The organism is Mesorhizobium sp. B2-1-8, assembly GCF_006442545.2.
Lineage (GTDB): Bacteria > Pseudomonadota > Alphaproteobacteria > Rhizobiales > Rhizobiaceae > Mesorhizobium.
Genome location: NZ_CP083952.1, coordinates 3306567 through 3325425, shown reverse-complemented (window position 1 = coordinate 3325425; position 18859 = coordinate 3306567). Strand labels below are relative to the sequence as shown.

Genomic DNA, 18859 nt, shown 5'->3' with positions numbered 1-18859 from the left:
CGCTGTTGGCTGTTTGAAACAACCAGCGAATTCATCGTTTCCTGGACAAGGAATAGCCATGGCGAGCCGGCCGTTTCGCGACCTCGCGCACGACATGTCCGCGCACTCCTCAGGCGAGACCAGCCGTCCCGATATGGACAAAAGCCGGGTCCTGGAGTTCGCCTGCATCCGATGCGGCGCTGCCTATCCCGCCAACGTCACCATCGACTCCAAAGGGTGCGCGCGGTGCCGAGACACCGCGCCGGCAAACCTTCGGCCGGTTTACGTCGCCCCGCACCCTCCCCTTTTGGACGGCGCCACTGCCGCGCGCTCGCTATGGCGCTTTGCGCACATGCTGCCTTGCACAGCCGCGGATGCCGTGAGCCTCGGCGAGGGCTTGACACCCTTGCTTGCGGCGCCGCGTATCGGCTCGTTTCTCGGCGTGCCGGATCTTGCAATCAAGGATGAAGGCCGAAACCCGACCTGGTCGCACAAGGACCGCTTCTCGACCATCGCGGTCAGCGTGGCGCGCGCACGCGGCGCGAAGATCGTCGCGACCGCCTCATCGGGAAACGCCGGCGCTTCGCTGGCGGCTTACGCGGCTAGAGCCGGGCTCAAATGCGTCGTCACCACTTTCGCGGACTCCGCCGGCGCGATGCTGGCGCAGATCCGAAAATATGGCGCGACGGTCCTGCCCCTGGTCAGCAAAATGGACCGATGGTCCATGCTGGAACAGGCGTCTGCCCGCTACGACTGGTTCATCGCCTCGCCCTATCACGGTCCAGTCGTCGGCAGCCATCCACTCGGCATCGAGGGCTACAAGACGATTGCCTACGAGATCGTCGAGCAATCGGATGGCACGGCACCGGACTGGTGCGTCCTGCCGGTCTGCTATGGCGATGCATTGTCGGGCGTGTGGGCCGGCTTTTGCGAGCTGTACGCGCAAGGGTCGATCACGCGGCTGCCCCGTCTCGTCGCCGCAGAGGTGCACGGGTCCTTGGCGGACGCCCTCGCCAGCGGCGCCGATGCCTTGAGTGAACGCAAAATGCCCTTCGACAGCCTTGCCGTTTCGATCGGCACCCCGCGCAGCACCTTTCAGGCGCTTAAGGCTCTGCGCGACTCCGGCGGGCACGCCGTCCCCGTCAACAATCACGGGCTGATCGCGATGCAGGAACGGCTTGCGCGGGACGAAGGTATCTTTGCCGAACTGGCGTCGGTCACGCCGCTAATCGCCATTTCGACGCTCAAGGACCAAGGTATCATCGCAGCCACAGACCGCGTCGTGGCCGTCGTGACAGCCAGCGGTCTCAAGGACCTCGATCGGTCCGCTGGATCGAACGAACACGATCAGATCTTCCAGACGACGGACGACGCCTGGCGCTGGCTCGACAGAAGCGGGCTGGATCTCGTTTCATAGATTTTCCACAGCGCCGATAGCCGGCGGCACCTCATCCGGTGCCTGCGCTTTCAGCACATCGTCGAGACTGCGACGCAACCAAAGGAAGCGTGTCCATTGCGTCTCCGCGGCCGGTGCGATTGTCGTCAGCGTCCTCGGCTCAGGCAGTTCCTTGCAGGGCCAGCCAGGCAGGGACCGGAGCCAATCGTCATTGTAGACGGTCTCGACATGGCGATGGCCTTCGTCAGGCATGATGACCGCGACCTGCGCGTCCGGAAGCGTGGTTGCAGCCCATTGCGCCACCAACGCGGCGGCGCCGCTGGTCGGCCCCATGAAGATTCCCTGCTCGCGCAGCAAGCGGTGCGCGGCCATATACGCGGGATAGGCGCCGACCCAATGGATCTCGTCGACAAGTTCATGTCTTACGTTTTTCGGCAGGACGCTGTTGCCTAAGCCCCGCAGCATGCGTTTGCCGACGGGCTGCCCGAACAGAATGCTGCGATGGGTATCGACGGCGAATACCGTCAGATGGGGAAACACCGTTCGCAGAAAGGATGCTGTGCCGCATAGCGAGCCGCCCGTACCGACGCAGCCGACCAGGCAGTCAACCCTGCCCACTGCCCGGATGAAAAGTTCAGCCAGCCGCGCATAGGCGAGCCAGTTACCGGGACTGTCGTATTGGCGGGTCCAGAAGCCGTCCGGCTCCTTGGCCAGGATTTCCTGCAGGAGCTTGAGCCGGCCAGGCTGGTTGCCGTCGCCGCGCGGATCGTCAAGCGCGATGACCGTGGCGCCGATACGCTCCAGGCGAGCTTTGTATTTGGTATCGATCAGTGTTGAAGCGGTGACGAGCGTCAGGCGATAGTCACGCGCCGCCGCGAGCAGCGCCACCGCCATGCCGAACGTGCCGGACGTCGTCTCGACAATATGGGAGCCTGCCTTCAGTTCACCATTCGACGCTGCCCGATCCAGAATGTAGCGGGCCGGCATAAGCTTCATCAGAGGAAAAGCCGCGGCCACGAGATTTGGTGCCAGTCGAGCAAGGCGCGGGGTCTCAAGGTCCCTGAAATAGTCCACATCGAGGCTCACCATGTCCAGCCCTCCGCGTTGACCAGATGGACCTCGACATCCTTGAAGCCGGCGCGTCTTATCTGCTGCGCGACCAGGGCTGCCCGCCGCTTCAGATTCGATGCGAAAAGATCGAAAATCAGACCGAACAACGAACCGCTATGGGCGACTTGCACCCCGCACGCCCCGGCCCGCCTGGCGATTTCGGCGATCTCGTCGAAACCCTGCTTCGGCAAGTGCCGTTGACTGATCAAGGCACTGGCCGAGGCGGCGCGTCCGAGAAGATATGGATCCTGAAGACGAACCGCCCGCGCCACCAGCGCCCGAAGCACGCCGAATTCCTGGATTTCGGCACTGTCGTAGCGCGCCGGCGGCAGCTGCAATGTGTCGACGGGAGCGCCGCCATTTGCCTTGAACCCGACCAGAAGCAGCGGCGGCAGCGAGCCTCCGAAATTCTCGATCACCGTGCCTTCGCGTTGCGCGAACAGGACCGCGTGATCGTCGAAGGCGATCGCGTCGCTGGCGCGCTCGGCGGCAACGGCCAGACGCCCGATGCTCGAGGGCCGCAACTGGACCTTGAGGGCTGCGGCGACAGCGCGAATGGAAGCAACAACGTCCGCCGTCGATGAGCCGTAGCCGTGCCCCACAGGAATCGAGCTTCGAAGTGTCAGCTCGCCACCGCCGGTGGCGTTCAAGAAATCGAGCGTGAGCCGCGCGGCTGCCGACGCCTTGACCTTATGATCGGGTTGGACAACGATTGCATCGCCGTCGCTCCTGGAAAAGCTCGCCTCCGATTTCAAGCCGGCAATCGGCAGTGTGACGAGCCCGCGATGAAGGCGCCCGCCATCATCCTTGAAGACGCCCTGGATGAGTTCGCCGTGATGCGCAATCGCCGCTGCCGTCCCCACCGACGACCGCAGCGTTTCTCGGCTCATAAGATCGCCGGCCCCAACCATCCTCATCTCCCCCACGCTTTCTCGCAGCGGAGGAGGATGGCGCCGACGGCTGACATCTGCCCTCAAGGAATTCCGGTATTGACGGCCTTCTATCGAACGAGCCGGCCGGGGATGCGTGATCGATCGTCAGGCGGCGGAGCCAAGGTGCCGCAGCGGCCTGCCGGCCGAAACCGACTGCGCCGCGGCCATGATACCTTGCGCATCGATACCGTAATGCCGGTAGAGATCCGCGATCGTACCGGTCTGGCCAAAATGCTCGACGCCCAGCGCACGCGTGCGATGACCATGCACCGATCCCAGCCAGGCCAGAGTCGCGGGGTGCCCGTCCAACACCGTCACGATGACGCATGAGGCCGGGAGACCGGCCAACAGGCGCTCGACATGACTGGAGGCGCGCGGATGGCCATACTGGCGCGCCCGGGCCGCGGCTGACCATCCGGCGTTCAGCCGATCGGCCGAGGTCACGGCCAGAAGGCCGACATCGCGCCGGTCGCCGGCCATCAACCCCAGCGCCTGTACCGCCTCCGGCGCGACAGCCCCCGAATAGGCGATCACCACGTCAGCGTTCGGCCCAGGTTTGCGCAACCAGTAGGCGCCATCGACGATGTCGCGCGCCAGCTGATCCTCCATCCGCCGGACTGGCTGTTCGATCGATCGTGTGGAAAGCCTCAAATAGACCGAACCTCCGGTCTGTTCACGGAGCCAGGTGTGGGCGTCGGGCTCGCCCTCCCCCGAACGCTGGATGTAGTCGAATGCCCAACGCAGGATGACTGCCAGCTCGTCGGCATAGGCCGGCTCGAACGTCGCCAGGCCGTCCTGCGCCATGCCGATCAACGGCGTGGCGATCGACTGATGCGCTCCGCCTTCGGGCGCCAGCGTCACGCCTGAGGGCGTCGCCGCCAGAACAAAGCGGGCGTCCTGGTAGCAGGCATAGTTGAGCGCATCGAGGCCGCGCTCGATGAAGGGATCGTAGAGCGTTCCGACCGGAAGCAGGCGCTCCCCGTGAAGCGAGTGTGACAAGCCCAGCGCCGAAAGCATCGTGAAAAGGTTCATCTCCGAGATGCCCAATTCGAAATGCTGTCCCGACGGCGAAAACGTCCAGTTGAAGGTAGAGGGTATGCGCTCCTCGCGGAACACGTCCGCCTGCCCGGCGCGCGCGAACAGACCGCGCCTGTTCACCCATGCCCCGAGATTGGTCGACACCGTAACGTCGGGGGACGTGGTAACGACACGGCTTGCAAAGTCGCTGTCCGATTTGGCGATCTCGTGCATCAAAAGCCCGAAACCCTGTTGTGTCGACATCGAGGCCTGGGCGCTGAAGCCGATCCGCGCTGGCACCGGAACAGCAGGGGCTTGGTGGCGACGCGGGACCGCCTGCGCGAAGGGAACCGATGTGAGATAGGACCGGATCGCGGTCTCATCGTATGCGAGGCCCTCGAACAGGTCCCATTCACGCCCCTCGCGGACATTCATGCCCTGTCGCAGCGTTTCCATTTGCGCCGGTGTCATCAGTCCGGCGTGATTGTCTTTGTGGCCGGCCAGCGGCAGGCCGAAGCCCTTGATCGTATAAGCGATGAAGCAGGTCGGACGATCATGCCCGCGCGCTTCCTCGAAGGCATCGACGATGCTCCCCAGATCGTGGCCGCCGAGATTTGCCATCAGGGCGGCAAGCTCTTCGTCGCTGCGCTTCTCGATCAGGCGCGTGACCGGTCCCTGGTCACCGAGGTCGTCCAGAAGGCGCCTGCGCCATGCAGCGCCGCCCTGGAAGGTCAGCGCGGAATAGAGCTGATTGGGGCATGCATCGATCCACGACCGCAGCTTTTCGCCGCCCTCTTCCTCGAAGGCGGCCTGTTGCAATGTCCCATGTTTCAGGATCACCACATCCCAGCCGAAGTTGCGAAAGATGGATTCGAAACGCTGCCACAGGCCTTCGCGCACCACCGCGTCGAGACTCTGCCTGTTGTAGTCGACAACCCACCAGGTGTTGCGCAGGCCGTGCTTCCAGCCTTCGAGAAGCGCCTCGAATATATTGCCTTCATCCATTTCGGCGTCGCCGAGAAGAGCGACCATCCGACCCTCCGGCTGGTCCGCATTCCAGCCTTTTGCCGCGACATAATCCTGGACCAGCGAGGAGAACAGGGTCTGCGCCACGCCCAGTCCAACCGAACCGGTCGAGAAATCGACATCGTCGATATCCTTGGTTCGGGACGGATAGGACTGCGCGCCGCGATAGCCACGAAAATTCCGCAGCTGCTCAAGCGTCTGCTTGCCGAACAGATACTGGATGGCATGGAAGACTGGGCTGGCATGCGGCTTGACGGCAACGCGGTCCTGCGGCCTCAGAATCTGGAAATAGAGCGCCGTCATCAAGGTCGAGGCGGACGCCGACGACGCCTGGTGGCCCCCGACCTTGAGGCCGTCCTCCGCCCCTCGGACATGATTGGCGTGATGGATCATCCACACAGCCAGCCACAGAACCTTGCGCTCAAGCTCGGAAAGGATCGTCATCGTCGGCTCCTGTGAAATCGCGGCTCAACGATAGCTGCCTCGATCTTCCGAATGTGACTATTCTTGCCCAAACAGATCGATGATATTGGCTCACGCAGCCAATAGTCACGCCTAAACGGGGGAAACATGCCAAATCCGGCGCTTGACGCAATCGACCTGAAGATCATCGCCGCGCTACAGAAAAACGCCAAGGCGACGACGAACGATCTCGCCGAAGCCGTCGGTCTTTCGCCCTCGCCTTGCGCGCGGCGCGTCAGGCTCCTGGAGAGCGCCGGGGTCATCAAAGGCTATACCGTGGTCGTCGACCAGAAGAAGCTTGGCCTGCCGATCAGCGCCTTCGCCTCGATCAAGCTTGAACGGCAACGCGAGGACGATCTCGACCGCTTCTCGCAAGCCGTGCTGCGTTGGCCGGAGGTTGTCGACTGTTATCTGATGACCGGCCAGCGCGACTACCTGATGCGCATCGTGGTGCGCGACCTCGAGGCTTATGAGCGGTTCATCAAGGACAAGCTGACGCGGCTGGACAACATCGCTTCCATCGAAAGCAGCTTCGCGCTCGGCCAGGTCAAGCGCTCGGAAGTCTTGCCTATCTGATCGGCCGGGTATTCTGCGTCGGTCATCGCGCCCGGCGGCTGGAAGCGAGATTGGGGGCCGCGTCAACTCGACCGCCATTCACGCACAAATGTAATGCCCTCGCACTACGAGCGAGAGCGCCTCTCATTACTGCGCTCGCAATATTATGTACATATTTTGTACATCTATATTGACGACTTGGCGCTCGTCAACGTAGCGTTGAGCGGCTGAGGCGGAACGCCTGCGCGCAACTCAATCTCACGGGAGGACTGCACGATGAAATTTCGAGCCCGATCGGCCGCCATTGGCCTAGCCTGCATCGCCTATGCCGCGATTGTTGGATCTGTTCTACCGGCCGCGGCGGAAACGACGAAAGAACGCGTCTTGAAGGAAGGAAGGATCGTCATCGGCATCCATAACCGTTCGCCATGGGGCTACAAGAAGGAAGGAACCGGCGAGTTGCTCGGCTGGCATCCGGACCTGCTTAGAGCGGCGTTCGCCGATCTCGGCGTCAAGCAGATCGACTTCGAGGTCACCGAGTTCGGCGCATTGATCCCTGGCTTGATGGCTGGGCGTTTCGATGCCGTGGCGTCCGGCTTGTCGATAACGCCTCCGCGATGCCAGCAGGTCGCCTTCGGCGCTCCCGACCTGAGGTCGGACGACGCGGCGATCGTACTCGCCGGCAACCCCAAGGCGATCCATAGCTATGCGGATCTTGCCAAGAAATCCGACACGATCATGGGCGGCGGCCGCGGCAGCAACGTCATCCAGAACGCCATCGCCGAGGGCGTCCCTGGGGATCGCATCCTGCAGTTTCCCGACATCGAGACCAACATCGCGGCACTGCGTGCCGGCCGCATCGACGCCGCGGTATTTTCTTCGCCGACGGTGATCGGGCTGCTTGCCGGCAAAAAGAGCCCCGATCTGGAACGCGCCAGCCCATTCACGACCGACGAGAAGTCGATCAGCTACATCGCGATCGCGTTCAGGAAAGACGATGGCGACCTGCGCGACCTTTACAATCAGGGGCTGGCCAAGGTCATGTCCAACGGCACGATCGCCACCATCATGGCGAAATACGGATTTGGCCCCACGGAAAACGTGCCGCCAGGATTGACGACGTCGCAGTTGTGCGGAGCCGCCAACTGACCGGGTCAGCAACAAAAGCCGTCTGACATCAACAGGACCGGGTTGCGCGCCGCGCGAGTTCGCGCGTCGGCCGACAGGGCCTCACATCACTATCGTTCCGGATCGCTGGACGGCGCGACGTCTTCGGGGATTTCTTGCCGCAAGCTCGGCCCCTTGGCCAGGCGCCTGCCAAGCGCGGAAACGAAAGCTTCATAACGCTCGCTTGCCTTGGCGCGCGCTGCCTGGGCCATCGGTTCAGGCAGAGCGGGCGTGGTCGCCAGCCAGAAGCGGACGAATACCGCCAAGGTTTCAATGGAGATGCCGACATCGCGCTCCAGCCGCGCGATCCGGCGGTCGATCCGGTCGAGACGCTTGGAGATCGCCGCCTCGCGTTGCGCGTCGGCATCCGGAGAGAGGAAAGAGGCGATCGCCGCTTCAGCGATGAGCGACTGCGAGCGATCGCGCCGGGCAGCATATTCGAGGAGCGCCGCCATCACCGCAGGATCAAGATAGACCGAAATCTGCACCTTTTTCTTGCTTGCCGCCACAGTCGTCACAGCTCCATGCCGTCGTTCGGATCGAGCGCGATCTGACGCGCCACGCCCCGAACAAAGCGAGCCATCCGGCTGCTGCTCGCAGCCAGATCATCGGCCTCGTCAGGCGCGTCGATCTCGAATTCGTTGACGAGCGGTGGCTCCGCCACAGCCCCGAGAAGGGGATCGAGTTCGGGCTGACGTCGCAGCTCGGACTCGGTCGATTCCTGCTGGGTTTTCGCCATGACAGTTGCGGCTCCCGTATCCGGTGGCCGAAGCGGCAATGGAAGCGCCGTCCAATCGTCAGGCTCCGGCGCGGCTCGATCCGTGACAGGCGGTGGCGGCAGAATGCGCTCCCGCAATCGCCGGTCTTCGAAATAGCGCGCCTTCTTCGCCCGGATCGGCGGCGTGCCGGCCAGCATGACGATCTCGTCGCCAGCCGGCAATTGCATGATCTCGCCGGGCGTCAGCAACGGTCGCGCCGTCTCCGAGCGCGAAACCATGAGATGACCGAGCCATGGCGAGAGCCGGTGACCGGCATAGTTCTTCATCGCCTTCAGCTCGGTTGCCGTGCCCAGGGCATCCGACACGCGCTTGGCAGTGCGCTCGTCGTTGGTCGCGAAGCTGACGCGCACATGGCAGTTGTCCAGTATCGAATTGTTCGGCCCGTAGGCCTTCTCGATCTGGTTGAGGGACTGCGCGATCAGGAAGCTTTTCAACCCGTAGCCGGCCATGAAAGCGAGCGCCGACTCGAAGAAGTCGAGCCTTCCGAGCGCGGGGAATTCGTCAAGCATCAGAAGCAATCGATGGCGATTCGTCCTGGCGTGCAGATCCTCGGTCAGACGGCGGCCGATCTGGTTGAGGATGAGACGGATCAGCGGTTTGGTGCGACTGATGTCGGACGGCGGCACGACGAGATAGAGCGTCGCTGGACGAGCCTCGGCGACCAGGTCGGCGATGCGCCAGCCGCAAGCGCGGGTCACCTCCGCCACCACCGGATCGCGATAGAGCCCAAGGAAGGACATCGCGGTCGAAAGCACGCCGGAACGTTCGTTGTCGGATTTGTTCAGAAGTTCCCGGGCGGCGCTCGCGATCACCGGGTGCGGGCCGCCCTCCCCCAGATGCGGCGTCGTCATCATGGCTGACAAGGTCGATTCGATCGACCGCTTCGGATCGGACAGGAACGCCGCGACGCCGGCCAGTGTCTTATCGGGCCCGGCATAGAGCACATGCAGGATCGCGCCGACCAAGAGCGCGTGGCTCGTCTTTTCCCAATGATTGCGCCTTTCAAGCGAGCCTTCTGGGTCGACAAGGATGTCGGCGATGTTTTGGACGTCGCGGACCTCCCATTCACCGCGACGAACCTCGAGCAAAGGGTTGTATGCGTCCGATCTGGCGTTTGTCGGATCAAACAGCAGCACCCGTCCGTGGCGGGCGCGGAAACCGGCAGTGAGGCTCCAGTTCTCGCCCTTGATGTCATGGACGATCGCCGAACCAGGCCAGGTCAGCAGCGATGGCACGACAAGGCCGACACCCTTCCCCGAGCGCGTCGGCGCAAAGCAAAGCACATGCTCGGGCCCATCGTGGCGCAGATAGTGAGATCCATAGCACCCCAGCACCACGCCGTCGGGCGCGAGCAATCCCGCCGCCTGCACCTCGCTCCTTTCGGCCCAGCGCGCGGAGCCATAGGTCGCGACCTTCGTCGCCTCGCGGGCACGCCACAGCGACATGCCGATCGCCACGGCGATCGCGATGAAGCCGCCCGAGGCGGCAATCAGACCGCCGCGCACGAAGATGCCCGGCGCATAGGCGTCGTAGAAATACCACCACCAGAAGATGGCGGGCGGGTAATAGACTGGCATCCCGCCGATGACGAACCACGGCGCCCCCAGCCGCTCCTGATAGCCCAGCTGCCAGGCCGACCATTGCGTCGAGGCCCATATCGTGACGAGCACGATCAGGAAGACGAGGACGATTTGCCCCCAGAGGACTTTTGTTCCCGACATCTGGCTTCTCCTCGCTCCCGAGGTCGGCGAGGTTGAGGAGAAATTCAACAGCCGGATCACGCCCATCGCGCCGCGTCGCGCTATCGACAAGGAAGACAGGCGATCGGCAGACAGATCGGTTCCTCGTAAAAGGCGCCGTCACAAACCAAGTCCGCGCTTACGGCCGAAACTCCAATCGGCGCCGCCGTCGCCGCGCATGACCCCGGAGACGTGATTGCCGAGATGTCGCTCCAACGACGGCGTCCAGGGCACCAGCTGGAAGCCGAGCCCGTCATCGATCATCGCGAAACGGCCGGATGCGAGCGCGAAGCGTTGTCGGTAGGTGCCGGACACGAATTCGCCTTTAGCGGCGCGGTTGAATGGCTGGCCGGTTTGGACCGCGAGCCGGCTGCCCAGCGCGTCGAGTTCCCTTCGGCGCAGCGTGTCGACCAAGTTGCCCGCAAAGACAGTTCCGCCCGGCCGCCGCTCGGCCAGCCCCAGTCCGACCAGGTGCTCCGCGCGCCGGTCGAGCGCCTGGCGCACCTCGGCGCCGAAGCCGCCATTGGAAAGAGCCGCGGCAGGACGGGCGAGCGCCTGCCGGTCGAGCCAGGTCGCCCCCTCCGCAACGACCTGTCTGTCGATGTCGAGATCGGAGCGCACGGCAAGCGCCAGCCGCCGGCGTCCCTGAGCGTCCTCGAATTTGCGCAGTTCGACGACCGAGCCTGGTGCGCCGTCGCCCGCCGCCTCGATATCGGCGAGGCGGACGTGATGACAACGGCCATCGACACCATCGATGACCGCATAGGCCGTACCCTTGAGTTCGTCATCCAGTCCGCGCTCGACCAGCCGACCGATAATCTTCTCAACGACGTTCTCGGCGGCCAGCACATAGCTGGTGGTCGCGCGTTCGATGTCGCGGGCTGAAAGTGCGCGATGCATGCGTGTGATGACGTCGCCGCGCTCACCCATCTGGCGCAGCGTGGCCTCGGCCTTGTCGCTGAGGATCCATTGGCCGGGACCGAGCTGCTCGGCGAGGCCGAGCGTTTCCAGCCTGCGTAGCCGCCCGAGCTTGGGCGCGATGAATTCATCAGGCTGGCGATCGGCATGCGGCGCGAGATCGATGACAGCGTTGTCGCGCGCGTCCCGCAGCAACTGGCGATCGAGCCCGGTCCATCGCTCGGCCTCGATCTGACGCTCGACATGCCGGCGGATTTCAAGATCGGACCGGGGGCCGAGCTCCTGCGTGACGAGGTCGCTTGCGCGATCGCGCATGCCACGGCTGATGTAGTCGCGCGAGATCACCAGGTCTTGGCCGTCGTCGGCCCGGCCGCGCAGGATGACGTGGACATGCGGGTTGTCGGTGTTCCAATGATCGACCGCGATCCAGTCGAGTGACGTGCCGAGATCCTTCTGCATGCGACCCATAAGATCGCGGGTAAAGGATTTCAGGTCGGCCATCTCGACGGCGTCCTCTGGCGAGACGATGAAGCGGAAATGATGCCGGTCTTCCTTGCAGCGCCTGGCGAAATCCGTGCTCGGCGCATCGTCCACCTGCGGTCCGAACATACGAGCTTTCGCGTCGTCCCGGGTGACGCCCTCGCGGCTCAGATAATTGAGGTGGGTCGCCAACGGCGCGCCACGCTTCGAATGGCGGACCACACGAGTCTTGATCGTGACCGCGCGAAAGCGGCCGGTAAGCAAGCGGTTGGCCTGAACGCTGGCCGCTCTGCCACGTCCGAACTGCGAGTGCTTGCCTGACCCGACCCGGCCGGAACGCGACACGCTGCCGCCGGCCTTTTGCGCCGCTGCAAGCGCCTGGGCGATGAAGGGCCGCGAGGACTGGGCTCGCGTCGAGCGACTGCGCCCCGGACGGATGCGGAATTCGCGTTCATCGGACACGGCGCCCGCCAACACATTGCCAAAGGCATAGTGAATACAAAGGGTTGCGTGCTGCCCGCACATTGCGCTGCAACGCTGCAATGTGCTGAAAATGGCAAAAAAAACAGCAAATCCAATCAACCGACCGCAGCACAATGTGCGCCCTTTTATCTTGCCATCCCTCGGTTGTTGGTAAGCGTCCGGTCCCTGCACCCAGATTGAGTAGTGCATTCGCGCCATATGTCGGGCTCCTTCGTAGCATGGAGGATCTCCGGTGAATTTGAGACATTTCGAGAACAAGGCGCGGCAATCCTGGTGGGTGGTTCACGTCGAGGCGTGGCAGCGCAGCGGTATGACGCGGACCGAGTATTGCCGCGTGCATCGCCTGACGAAGGACACGCTCGATCGTTGGCTGAAGTACTTCGCGGGCAACGAGGCGGCTCGTAAGCATGCGGAATATCAGGCGGAATTGCGCCGTCAGAAGCGCCTGGAAGAGCGAGCGAAGCGGCAGAAAAAGCGCGCTCGGCTGCGCTTTTCGGTGACCACGGATGTGCGCAACCGTGCTGTCCAGGCGTACTGGGCGATGCATGTCGAGGCGATGAACTGGAGCGGCATGGGTGTTCGCGAATATGCCGCGGCGCTGCATCTTTCGCCGACGAGCTTGCGCATATGGCGTGACCGACTGGATGAGGGTGAGGTCGAAATCGACTGGCGGGCGCATCTTCATCCCTCCGCCCGCCCGGCCGTTAGCACTAGTGCTAACGGAACGCCGCCGGAATCGAGCTTGACGGCCGCGTCGAACGATGATCCGGGCACGCCCCGGCAACCTGCCCGACGCTTCTTCAGCGATGAGGAAAAAGCACGCCATTGCGCTGGAGAGCGATCGGCCAGGTGTCAGCGTCTCGCAGGTCGCGCGAAAGCACGGAATCGTCACGGGGCTGTTGTTCCGTTGGCGCGCGCAGTTCGGCGTAGCGCAGAAGAAGCGCGCGAAGCTGGCGGCTGTGGCGATGGGCGATGACACCGCGGCGGTGCGCCTTCTGCAGAGCCTGGTACAGCCGCCTGATGGAATGACGGCGATTGATCTGCCTGACGGCCGCCGCGTCTTCGCCGCTACCGGAAGCGATCCGGATGCAGTTCGCGAGCATCTTGAAAGCGAAGGAACAGGAACATAATGATCGTTCCCGCGGGCGTGAAAGTGCATCTGGCGCTGGGCTACACCGATATGAGGAAGGGTCTCGACGGGCTCGCCATGCTGGTGCAGCAAGCGCTGAAGCAGGACCCGTTCTCGGGCCATCTTTTTGCCTTCCGGGGTAAGAAGGCGTCGATGCTGAAGATCCTGTTCTGGGACGGAAACGGCCTGTGCCTGTTCACCAAGCGGCTTGATCAGGGCAGCTTCGCGTGGCCGGTGATGGCGAGCTATGATGGTTCGATCACGCTGACGCCGGCGCAGCTTGCAATGCTGATCGAAGGCATCGACTGGCGCGCTCCCGAGCGTGTCTGGAGGCCAGCCCTGGCCGGCTGAAATCGGCTCGCCGATAGTCCCAAAAAGGCCCGGAATCCTTGGGTTCCTGGGCTGTTTGTGATAGATTCGGTCATGTTGATCGATCTCGCGAATCTGCCTTCCGACCCGCAGCTTTTGCAGCGTCTCGTGCGCGACATGGCGGCTGCGGTCGAGAGCCGCGACGGCGAGATCGAGCGGCTTCAGTCGATCATCAAAAAGCTCCAGCGAGCGCAGTTCGGCCGCAGTTCCGAGCAGCTTGATCCCGACCAGCTCGCGCTCGCGCTGGAAGAGCTCGATGCCGATGTTGCTCGCATCCGGGAGAGCCGTCCGTTCGCAGGCAAGCTGTCGGCCGAGCGGCAATCCCATCGCAAGTCGCTGCCCGATCATCTGCCGCGCGAGGACGTCCTGCTCGATGTCGGCAGCACAGTCTGCACGGGCTGCGGCGGCGCGCTGCATCCCATCGGCGAGAGCGTGAGCGAGATGCTGGACTGGGTGCCAGCGCAGCTTCGTGTGATCAGGACAACGCGACCAAAATATGCCTGCCGGACCTGCGAGACGGTCGTGCAAGTGCCAGCTCCGGAGCGGCTGATCGCCGGCGGCATGGCAACGCCGGCGCTGCTGGCGCAGGTGCTGACAGCCAAATATTGCGACCATACCCCGCTCTATCGGCAGTCGCAGATCTTCGCACGCAGTGGTGTCGATCTTCCGCGTTCGACACTCGCCGGATGGGTTGGCGGCGCCTGCTGGTGGCTCGAAGCCCTGCATGAGCGGCTTGCCAAAAGCGTGTTCGCTTCCAATCATCTGTTTGCCGACGACACGCCGGTTCCGGTGCTTGATCCGGGCCGCGGCCGCACCAAGACCGGCAGGCTGTGGGTATACGCCCGTGAGCAGCGGCCATGGGGCGGACCGGGGCCGCCGGCTGCGGTCTATCTGTTCGCGCCGGACCGCAAGGCCGAACGTCCAGCCTCGCATCTCGAGCACTTCAAGGGCGTGCTCCATGTCGATGGCTATGCCGGCTTCGAGCAGCTCACCGTCAAGGGAGACATCGTTCTTGCTGCCTGTTGGGCGCACACCCGGCGCAAGTTCTACGACGTGGCGCAGGCCACCAACGCACCGATCGCGATCGAAGCTTTGCGCCGGATCGGCGAACTCTATGCCGTCGAAGCCGACGTTCGCGGTCAGTCGCCGGCGCATCGGTTTGCATCTCGGCGCAGCCGTTCGAAACCAATTGTCGACGCCATGCGGGTCTGGCTCGAAGCGCAGCTTCCACTGTTGTCGGGACGAAGCACACTCGCCGTAGCGGTCCGCTACGCGCTCTCGCGCTGGGACGGCCTGACCCGCTTCCTGCACGACGGTCGCATCGAGCTCGACACCAACCCGGTCGAGCGCGCGATCCGTCCGGTCAGTCTCGGCCGCAAGAACCACCTCTTCGCGGGCAGCGACGGCGGTGGTCATCGGTGGGCGGTGCTGTGTTCGCTGATCGAAACCTGCAAGCTCAATGACGTCGAGCCCTGCGCCTGGCTGCGCGATGTGCTCACCCGCATGGTCGATGGACACCCAGTCAACCGCCTCGACGAACTCCTGCCGTGGAACTGGACACCCAAAGGGTCGGCCGACGCCACCTGAGCAAAACCAGGCTCTCGCCAATTGGCAAAGCTTGAACAAAGGCCAATAGCGATCGTCGTATGTTGTAACGATCGTGCTCGATGGCCCATAATTGCAATATGACGAGGATGAAGAGATGACACAGTCTTCCCGAGGCGGGGCAGATGCTGAACTGCTTGCCGAGGCCATTGCCGCGCTTCGTGAACTCACGTCACGCGCGAGAGAGACCCACGACCGGTCGTTCGACGATGGCCATTCCGCCGATTCATGGCAGAGCGATGAGCTCCAAGCAGCGATAGAGCGAGCAGAGGCAGTGATCGCGAAATCGGAGCCTCCTAAAGAGTAGCGAACCGCGTCGACGTGCTGCTTCCCCGAGCCGCCAAATCCAGGATTCCTGTCAAGATCTGACCCGATGTGCAGCGTCCGGACGCTTACGGTTGTTGCCTCGTGCTCGCGCCCTTTGGTACGCCCTGACATCCAGGACAACGCCCGGGCACGATTTGAAAAAATCGCCGTCATTGCTTCGGTGCTCCGGCTTCGGACGCGGCGAACAGGTCGCGCGCGTGCAGACCGGCCGCGAAGAGATCACACAGCGAGGAGGCCGTTGATGGGTCGCCGGATGCGCCCTTGCCGACCCCTCGACCGGATCCGGCGCCAGCGGCCGGCCGCGTGATGAACAGTGGCGCGATCTTCCAGGTGAATGGTTTGGCGTGGCCGGCGGTGAGCGCGCCGGGCGCATCAGCACCTCCCCAGAGTGGGCGAAGCTTCGCAACATAGGCCCGCGTCTCAGCCGGCAGCGGCAGACCCTTAAAGGAGGCTTCGTAACGCCCTGGCCCCGCATTGTAGGCGGCCAGGAAACCCGGTGAACCGTATCGATCATACAACTCGCGAAGATAGGCCGTCCCGGCAAGGATGTTGTCGCGTGGATCATAGGGATCGCGGCCGAGCTGATGACGAAGGCGCAGCTCGGCCCAAGTCGCGGGCATGATCTGCATCAAGCCCACGGCCCCCTTTCGTGACACGGCGCGTGGGTCGTGGGCGCTTTCGAGGAGCATGATTGCCCGTATCCAGCGCTGAGGAATGCGATAGCGATGCGATGCCTCGGCGATATCCACGGCATAAGGATCGTCCGCGGATTTGCGGGAGACCTGCGCCGATTGCGCGACGGCCCCCGTCATTGCGTGACAGAAGATCAGCATGCCGGCGACAAAGCGAAGGGCCTCACGCCGACCAGCCAACCAACCGACAGGCCGGCTTTCGTCCGCATCTTTCGGCGCCGATGGCTCCCTCATCGCGCACGCGCCTGCCGCGATTTCGGCCGCATCCAGCGCAGCGACCAGGAGCCGTCATCGGAGCGGAAGAGGCTGGCGCGAAAACGCCGAGCAAACAGCGGATCCTCCAATCGGCAGGAAAGGTATTCGCCAGCCGTCTGCCCGGTTTCCTTCCAGGCCGCGCCGACTTCGGGGCCGCTGCCATCGCCGATGTGGATGCGAAAATCCGGCGCCTTGTTGTCCGACGTTCCGGTCGGGACAAGCACCAGCTCGACATCGACGAGCAGCGTTTGAATGCGTCCCGAATAGCCAGTTTCTGTTTTCTGGAACACGCCGATCTCGGCCATGGAATGCCTCCTTCTTTCTGTTGACTGGGCTGAATTTCAATTCACGGGAGCGAGCCAGGTGTGATGGCCATCGCCTCTCTCGTCGGTCCAAAGCGGTAGCGCGCGTCCGACGATCGAGCTCGCCGGGAACGGGCCGAAATAGCGGCCGTCGAGACTGTCTGGGACCTTTGGATTCATGACGAAGATTTCGGCGGCGGCGATGATGCGGCAGCCCTGCCAGTCAGGCAGCACGCGCCCCTTGCGGTCGCGCTCCAGTGCGGCACCGACCGCAATCCCGTCGACGGTGATGACGCGATCGACGCGGCAGACTAGCTGCCCGGGAAGCCCTTCGATGTGCTTCAGCATCGGCACACCGCGCGGAAGGTAATCGCGCTCCGCGGCGAACCGGGCGACTGTCTCCGGTGGCTCGATGACGGCGAGCCCGCCAGCCGTAGGCACGGCCATTTTTCCGATCGCGTAGAGCCCGATCGGCGCACTGGCCGACGCGTTCCATAGCAGCAGCGGCGGCATCCCCACGGCAGCCGGAGCGACCGTCGCGACGACGGCCGCGAGCGCCGCGACTATACAAGCGGCGCGGCTCATGATGTCGCTCGCTTGCGCAACAGAAAGGCCCGGTGCTGCTCGAGTGAATAGGCTCGCGGTGTTCCGCCGGCAACCAGGCGGTTGTGGGCCTGACGCCAATGGTCCGGTGCGGCCTCGACCGGATCGAAGCCTATCCTCTCGATCGCGTCGATCAGTTTGAGAACCCGCTCGACCTTGTCCCAGCCTGCGATCTTGAGCAGGATCTCGCCGCCTGGCCGGATGTGAGGCAGCGTCTGATATGGTTCACCGGGCAAGACGGCACGCACGATGTCGATGCGCGAAGCGATGGTGCCAAAGTCATTCGCCACCCAGCGCACGAAGGCAAAAATGCTGCCCGGCACAAATCCTAGGACGCGGCGCCGCTCGTCGATGATCATCTCTTGGGCGGGGCGTCCGAAGCGGATGCGGTGCTCGATCCGCTTCTCGATCCAGATCAGCTCGACCGTCGTGAGGGTGCCGCGCGGAGCCGATTGGGTAGACGGCGTCATGTGCCGCCTCCTTCGCGCGCCCCAACGCACCGCCGCTTCTGCCCCCCACCCCCAGTCCGCGGTTTGCGCGCAAGACTGTTAGATTGAGAGTTAGACTCTAAGTTAAGAGCGCAATTTTCCGTTTCGGACCCGTCCCTTAAGGCCGATAGCGGTTCCCGAAAGCACGAGGATGCGGTTCCCGATGGCACGATAGTTCGGGTTCCCGATGGCACGAGCCTGTCAACAGGCGTGGGCGCCGGTTCGAAAGCCAACAACACACGGCCGCTGGCTTCGACTTCCGTAAACAGCAGATATCCCGGCAATGGCTGGCGACGCACGATGTCACGCAACTCGAAGGCGAAGCGCTTGAGCGGTGAAAGGCTGCCGGACTTCCGATGCAGGTGCCGGATGTCGAAACGCCAACCGGCGCGCTGGCGTCCGCCATGCTTGCGCACCAGCCGATAGAGCCAACGCTCCAAACCGCCCGTCAGCCCGAAATAGGCGCCGTCTATGGTCAAGATCAGCGCGTCGTCCATGATGGCGCGATAGAACCAATCAGGCAGGACCAGTTCGACGCCCAGCGGGCACCCGTTTCGACCGGATCGTTCCTGCCATTCATTGATCCACGAGAAGCGGTGGCGCCGACCTTCCGCGGGCTGGCGAATGGAGGTGACGACGCTTGTCGACTGCAGGCGGTCGAGCGCCGCCTTGAGGCGCTGGTAGTCTCGCTTAGAGACGCCGCGGCCGATGAAAGTGAGCATTTCATATGGCGTCGCGGCCATCAGGCGCGACGTGCGCAATCCGGCGTCCCGCGCATTGACTATCTGGCTCGCCGCCCAGATCAGGATATCGGCATCCCAGATCGTCGCCATACCGTGATCGGGCATCGCTTCGACACGGATAGCCACATCGCCGGCGCGAAAGTCGATCGGCGCGATGCGCCTGGATTTGGCGAGGGAGAAGAAGGGATAGGCCATGAGGTCCTGCGCATCGCGTGGCGCGACAATGCCGGGCAGCGCCTGAAACAGGTCGAGCTGTTCGCGCTCCATTGGTGGGCGTGGTCGTGCCGACATGGGGGAGATCAG

General features: G+C 63.6%; 17 protein-coding genes and 1 pseudogene. 7 read left to right on the top strand and 11 right to left on the bottom strand.

Translation table 11 applies throughout. The annotated features are described in order from the left end of the window. The first annotated feature begins 133 nt into the window (after positions 1 to 133). Positions 134 to 1396, top strand: coding sequence for a threonine synthase (locus tag FJ970_RS16300; protein WP_140765686.1), 1263 nt, complete (start codon positions 134 to 136; stop codon positions 1394 to 1396). Here the strand turns inward: FJ970_RS16300 and FJ970_RS16295 are convergent. The 3 genes from FJ970_RS16295 to FJ970_RS16285 all read right to left on the bottom strand — a co-directional run bounded on the left by FJ970_RS16295 (position 1391) and on the right by FJ970_RS16285 (position 5904). Further along, complete coding sequence (locus FJ970_RS16295; protein WP_140765678.1) at positions 1391 to 2464, bottom strand: PLP-dependent cysteine synthase family protein; 1074 nt, start codon at positions 2462 to 2464, stop codon at positions 1391 to 1393. The genes FJ970_RS16300 and FJ970_RS16295 overlap by 6 nt on opposite strands. Beyond that, entirely contained in the window at positions 2458 to 3396 is a 939-nt protein-coding gene (locus FJ970_RS16290) for a kinase (RefSeq protein ID WP_415752005.1), read from the bottom strand. Before FJ970_RS16290 ends, FJ970_RS16295 begins: the two co-directional genes overlap by 7 nt. 126 nt (positions 3397 to 3522) lie before the next feature. Next, positions 3523 to 5904 (bottom strand): transketolase, encoded by a 2382-nt coding sequence (locus FJ970_RS16285; RefSeq protein ID WP_140765674.1) that lies wholly within the window; start codon positions 5902 to 5904, stop codon positions 3523 to 3525. 126 nt (positions 5905 to 6030) lie between these two features. Between FJ970_RS16285 and FJ970_RS16280 the strand changes: the two genes are divergently transcribed. Then, complete coding sequence (locus FJ970_RS16280; RefSeq protein ID WP_140765672.1) at positions 6031 to 6498, top strand: Lrp/AsnC family transcriptional regulator; 468 nt, start codon at positions 6031 to 6033, stop codon at positions 6496 to 6498. Positions 6499 to 6753: 255 nt separating this feature from the next. After that, entirely contained in the window at positions 6754 to 7626 is an 873-nt protein-coding gene (gene ehuB, locus FJ970_RS16275; protein WP_140765670.1) for an ectoine/hydroxyectoine ABC transporter substrate-binding protein EhuB, read from the top strand. An 89-nt stretch (positions 7627 to 7715) separates the two neighbouring features. On the opposite strand, the gene FJ970_RS16270 is transcribed toward ehuB, so the two are convergent. The 3 genes from FJ970_RS16270 to FJ970_RS16260 all read right to left on the bottom strand — a co-directional run bounded on the left by FJ970_RS16270 (position 7716) and on the right by FJ970_RS16260 (position 12022). After that, on the bottom strand, positions 7716 to 8153 hold the full coding sequence (locus FJ970_RS16270) for a ribbon-helix-helix protein, CopG family (RefSeq protein WP_140765668.1): 438 nt from the start codon (positions 8151 to 8153) through the stop codon (positions 7716 to 7718). A 5-nt stretch (positions 8154 to 8158) separates the two neighbouring features. After that, on the bottom strand, positions 8159 to 10144 hold the full coding sequence (locus FJ970_RS16265) for a conjugal transfer protein TraG (RefSeq protein WP_140765666.1): 1986 nt from the start codon (positions 10142 to 10144) through the stop codon (positions 8159 to 8161). A gap of 138 nt (positions 10145 to 10282) precedes the next feature. Beyond that, positions 10283 to 12022, bottom strand: coding sequence for a relaxase/mobilization nuclease domain-containing protein (locus FJ970_RS16260; RefSeq protein WP_140765664.1), 1740 nt, complete (start codon positions 12020 to 12022; stop codon positions 10283 to 10285). Positions 12023 to 12804: 782 nt separating this feature from the next. On the opposite strand from FJ970_RS16260, the pseudogene FJ970_RS33640 reads away from it, so the two are divergent. From FJ970_RS33640 to tnpC, 4 genes and pseudogenes are all read left to right on the top strand, one after another. Then, positions 12805 to 12933, top strand: a pseudogene (locus tag FJ970_RS33640) (hypothetical protein); the annotation flags it as partial. 75 nt (positions 12934 to 13008) lie between these two features. Next, the gene (locus FJ970_RS16245) at positions 13009 to 13173 is read left to right on the top strand and encodes a hypothetical protein (RefSeq protein WP_227792219.1); all 165 of its coding nucleotides are present in this window, start codon (positions 13009 to 13011) and stop codon (positions 13171 to 13173) included. Next, the gene (gene tnpB / locus FJ970_RS16240; RefSeq protein WP_210243092.1) at positions 13173 to 13523 is read left to right on the top strand and encodes an IS66 family insertion sequence element accessory protein TnpB; all 351 of its coding nucleotides are present in this window, start codon (positions 13173 to 13175) and stop codon (positions 13521 to 13523) included. Before FJ970_RS16245 ends, tnpB begins: the two co-directional genes overlap by 1 nt. Before the next feature lie 72 nt (positions 13524 to 13595). Next, positions 13596 to 15128: an IS66 family transposase gene (gene tnpC, locus FJ970_RS16235; protein WP_140765927.1), complete on the top strand. Its 1533-nt coding sequence runs from the start codon at positions 13596 to 13598 to the stop codon at positions 15126 to 15128. 494 nt (positions 15129 to 15622) lie between these two features. Here tnpC and FJ970_RS16230 read toward each other — a convergent pair whose 3' ends face one another. The 5 genes from FJ970_RS16230 to FJ970_RS16210 form a co-directional block, all read right to left on the bottom strand. Continuing rightward, entirely contained in the window at positions 15623 to 16306 is a 684-nt protein-coding gene (locus tag FJ970_RS16230) for a lytic transglycosylase domain-containing protein (RefSeq protein WP_140765907.1), read from the bottom strand. Positions 16307 to 16395: 89 nt separating this feature from the next. After that, positions 16396 to 16725: a DUF736 domain-containing protein gene (locus tag FJ970_RS16225; RefSeq protein ID WP_140765909.1), complete on the bottom strand. Its 330-nt coding sequence runs from the start codon at positions 16723 to 16725 to the stop codon at positions 16396 to 16398. Between the two features lie 36 nt (positions 16726 to 16761). Beyond that, complete coding sequence (locus FJ970_RS16220) at positions 16762 to 17307, bottom strand: S26 family signal peptidase (protein ID WP_140765911.1); 546 nt, start codon at positions 17305 to 17307, stop codon at positions 16762 to 16764. Next, positions 17304 to 17795, bottom strand: coding sequence for a DUF2840 domain-containing protein (locus FJ970_RS16215; RefSeq protein WP_140765915.1), 492 nt, complete (start codon positions 17793 to 17795; stop codon positions 17304 to 17306). The genes FJ970_RS16220 and FJ970_RS16215 overlap by 4 nt, the downstream gene beginning before the upstream one ends. Beyond that, positions 17792 to 18847 carry a replication initiator protein A gene (locus tag FJ970_RS16210; RefSeq protein WP_140765913.1) on the bottom strand — a complete coding sequence of 352 codons (1056 nt, stop codon included), beginning with the start codon at positions 18845 to 18847 and terminating at the stop codon, positions 17792 to 17794. Before FJ970_RS16210 ends, FJ970_RS16215 begins: the two co-directional genes overlap by 4 nt. Between the last annotated feature and the right edge of the window lie 12 nt (positions 18848 to 18859).

Excerpts from the sequence above, each read along its gene's own strand:
- FJ970_RS16280 (WP_140765672.1), top strand. The coding sequence starts at position 6,031 with ATGCCAAATCCGGCGCTTGACGCAATCGACCTGAAGATCATCGCCGCG.
- tnpC (WP_140765927.1), top strand. The coding sequence starts at position 13,596 with ATGTTGATCGATCTCGCGAATCTGCCTTCCGACCCGCAGCTTTTGCAG.
- FJ970_RS16220 (WP_140765911.1), bottom strand. The coding sequence starts at position 17,307 with ATGAGCCGCGCCGCTTGTATAGTCGCGGCGCTCGCGGCCGTCGTCGCG.
- FJ970_RS16230 (WP_140765907.1), bottom strand. The coding sequence starts at position 16,306 with ATGCTGATCTTCTGTCACGCAATGACGGGGGCCGTCGCGCAATCGGCG.
- FJ970_RS16245 (WP_227792219.1), top strand. The coding sequence starts at position 13,009 with ATGGGCGATGACACCGCGGCGGTGCGCCTTCTGCAGAGCCTGGTACAG.
- FJ970_RS16265 (WP_140765666.1), bottom strand. The coding sequence starts at position 10,144 with ATGTCGGGAACAAAAGTCCTCTGGGGGCAAATCGTCCTCGTCTTCCTG.
- FJ970_RS16285 (WP_140765674.1), bottom strand. The coding sequence starts at position 5,904 with ATGACGATCCTTTCCGAGCTTGAGCGCAAGGTTCTGTGGCTGGCTGTG.
- ehuB (WP_140765670.1), top strand. The coding sequence starts at position 6,754 with ATGAAATTTCGAGCCCGATCGGCCGCCATTGGCCTAGCCTGCATCGCC.
- FJ970_RS16225 (WP_140765909.1), bottom strand. The coding sequence starts at position 16,725 with ATGGCCGAGATCGGCGTGTTCCAGAAAACAGAAACTGGCTATTCGGGA.
- FJ970_RS16295 (WP_140765678.1), bottom strand. The coding sequence starts at position 2,464 with ATGGTGAGCCTCGATGTGGACTATTTCAGGGACCTTGAGACCCCGCGC.
- FJ970_RS16210 (WP_140765913.1), bottom strand. The coding sequence starts at position 18,847 with ATGTCGGCACGACCACGCCCACCAATGGAGCGCGAACAGCTCGACCTG.
- FJ970_RS16215 (WP_140765915.1), bottom strand. The coding sequence starts at position 17,795 with ATGACGCCGTCTACCCAATCGGCTCCGCGCGGCACCCTCACGACGGTC.
- tnpB (WP_210243092.1), top strand. The coding sequence starts at position 13,173 with ATGATCGTTCCCGCGGGCGTGAAAGTGCATCTGGCGCTGGGCTACACC.
- FJ970_RS16300 (WP_140765686.1), top strand. The coding sequence starts at position 134 with ATGGACAAAAGCCGGGTCCTGGAGTTCGCCTGCATCCGATGCGGCGCT.
- FJ970_RS16290 (WP_415752005.1), bottom strand. The coding sequence starts at position 3,396 with ATGGTTGGGGCCGGCGATCTTATGAGCCGAGAAACGCTGCGGTCGTCG.